General features: G+C 69.2%; 4 protein-coding genes. All 4 read left to right on the forward strand.

Going from position 1 to position 2,433, the window contains the following annotated elements:
* Nucleotides 1-599 precede the first annotated feature (599 nt).
* Nucleotides 600-806 carry a hypothetical protein gene (locus tag ABZW18_RS34590; RefSeq protein ID WP_356195446.1) on the forward strand — a complete coding sequence of 69 codons (207 nt, stop codon included), beginning with the start codon at nt 600-602 and terminating at the stop codon, nt 804-806.
* Nucleotides 785-1,507, forward strand: coding sequence for a hypothetical protein (locus ABZW18_RS34595; protein ID WP_356195448.1), 723 nt, complete (start codon nt 785-787; stop codon nt 1,505-1,507). Before ABZW18_RS34590 ends, ABZW18_RS34595 begins: the two co-directional genes overlap by 22 nt.
* Nucleotides 1,508-1,762: 255 nt before the next feature.
* Nucleotides 1,763-2,137 (forward strand): hypothetical protein, encoded by a 375-nt coding sequence (locus tag ABZW18_RS34600; RefSeq protein WP_356195451.1) that lies wholly within the window; start codon nt 1,763-1,765, stop codon nt 2,135-2,137.
* A partial coding sequence (locus ABZW18_RS34605; RefSeq protein WP_356195453.1) for a hypothetical protein occupies nt 2,134-2,433 on the forward strand: 300 nt, incomplete at its 3' end. The genes ABZW18_RS34600 and ABZW18_RS34605, both read left to right, overlap by 4 nt.

Raw genomic sequence — 2,433 nt, forward strand, 5'->3', positions numbered from 1 at the left:
GGCGACGAAGACGAACTGCCGCACCCCGTCGGCATTGAGCCGCAGCAGCTGATCGTCCAGGAAACGGGTCCGCACCGCGAGCCGGGGTGTGGTGTGGCGGCTTGTGCGGGGCGGCTCCGGGCGGTTGCTTCGGCGTGGGTGGAGACTGATGAGCGGGGTCGTGACCCTCGGAGCTGCCGACGCGGTTCGTGCCGGAAGCCGGAGAAGAGCCGACTGGCGCGGCCCCGCGCACGCCTGATCCGAGCCACGCCCGCACCCCACCGGCGTGGGCCGCCGCCGTTTCGCGAGGCGGTGCGTTCCGGCGGCCACCGGAAGTCGAGGGGACCTGCCGCTGGCCGGTCCCCCACCGCCGTATGACGCGCACCAACCCCTACCTGCACCACGAGCGAGACGGTCACGCAGCTGCTCCGGTCCACGGCCCGGCAGGCTTCCCCCTTGGCAACCACCTGCAGCCGAGGCCACCGCTCTCGGCTCCGAGCCTCATGCAGAACTGGGGGTTGCGGGGCTAACTGTCTGGCCACGTACGTTCTTTCCTGCCGGGCCACGGAGCTTCTTCCGCCCCGGTATCCCTGCCACATCCAACGCCTTGAGGCCCTTTCATGTCTGCCTCCAGTCCTGCCGTCTCCGGCGATCTCAGGTTTTTCGAAGCCGTCCAGGTCCTTCCTGGTGACATCGATGACTGGGACGTGGTCGACACCCTGCGCTGCAAACGCTGCGGCTCCCTCATCCGCGCCGGACTCGGCGCGAACCTCTCCGACCTCAACGAATCCGCGGAGGAACACTCATGCCTGAAAGCACCCCGGTAACCCAGGACCAGTACATTCCGGCAGCCATCGCGAAGATGGCGGACCGGCTGGAACAGTCCACGGGCCAGCAGCCGCGTATCACCCGCACCTCCCCGCTCCACTTCCTGCTGACGCTCACCAACGACCGCGTATGCCTCACCATCACCTGGCGCCGCGACGGCCAGGGGGCGTGGAAGTGGAAGCACTCGACGCTCGCTGTCGATGGCAAGGACCGCGAACTGGCCAGGGACTACGACGACTTCATCCGGATCTGGAACGACCCTGATCAAGCCGACGCGCCCCCGCCTGTGGCCGCGCTGCCCGCACTGACGCCGCTGGAGGACGAGTCCGTGTTGCCCGGGGTCATCCAAAGGACGCTGCGCAGCGTCCGCGCTGCCGAGGACGCGCAGGTGACCGTCGCGGCGTCAGAGCGCGGTTACACCCTCCAGGTGACAGGGCCGTCCAGCACCATGCGCATCAACTACGTCAAGGGCGGCCGCACCGACTACAGCTGGGGCCCCGACCCCCGGAATCCGTTCCAGGTCTACGACGCGTACGGCGTGGAGCGCACCGAGCACTTTTCCCGGGACCTGAACACTGCCCTGGCCCAGATCCTGGGCACGGCCTCCGCCCCGACCGTACCTTCACAGCTGGGCAATCCCCGTTCGTCCAGCGTGCAGAACTCCGTCCAGGTCCGACGCCACAGCGTAATCCGGGTCTGACCCCCCGGCCCCCTTTACCCGGTCCCTTGGGACTTGGTGGCCGGGGGCAGGCCGCGGCCGTGGCGGGGTCTGCGGGTTGCCTCTTGCGCTGCTTACCTGCCGCGGCATGACGGTGGGGGCGCCCGACGGCGACGGGCGCCCCCACCGTCCGTTACCCGGTATGCGCCTGCGCCTGTCGGTGGCACCCCATCGCCCACCGCGCTCAGACCTTCACACCCCTCATTCAGACCTGCAGACAAGGAGTTGACTTTTCTCATGCCGTTGACGTCGATGATCGGCACTGATGCGATCACCATCACCCGCGGCCGCGGGGGAGAAGTCGAAGCCGACGGCCCCCTCGATGAGTGTGCTGTGCGCCTTCTGCTGCGGGCCGGCTTCCTGGCAGAGGGGACGTTGTCCGGCTACTGGTACCGCCTCCCTTTCGATCTGGGGGGAGCGTGGGAGAACCAGACTGCCTCTCACGCCGCTCAGATGCTCACCGCCGCGCGTTATCGGGTCGTCCTTGACCCCGCACTACGGCCCGCCCAGCCCACTGCCGGAACGCCCAGCCTCCCGCAGGGCCGCGCCACCAACCAGCCACCACCTTTGAAAGCAGTGGCCACGCCGCTCCCGGAAACGGAGACTCCATGATCCCCAACCGGCCCGAGCCGACCGCATCGCCGGACCCGAACGGTGACGCCGACCAGCAGCAGTCCGGGCAGCGGGCTTTGAGCATCCTGGATCGTGCCGTCAGCATGGCCAGCCGCCGCTCCAGGAACTTCGCCCCTGACTCCTTGGCCGTCACCCTTCACGCCCCGGCCGGCGTGCTGGCCCTCGACGCGCGCAGCCGCGGCGGCGTGTCCCGCCCGGCCCCGGGCTTCCCGGACCTGCCTCTGCCCGTCTACGCCGTCACCCCCCGTGACCTGGCAGGGTTCACCGGCCTTCTC

The organism is Streptomyces sp. NPDC004647, from assembly GCF_040609575.1.
In the GTDB taxonomy this organism is placed as follows: Bacteria; Actinomycetota; Actinomycetes; order Streptomycetales; family Streptomycetaceae; genus Streptomyces.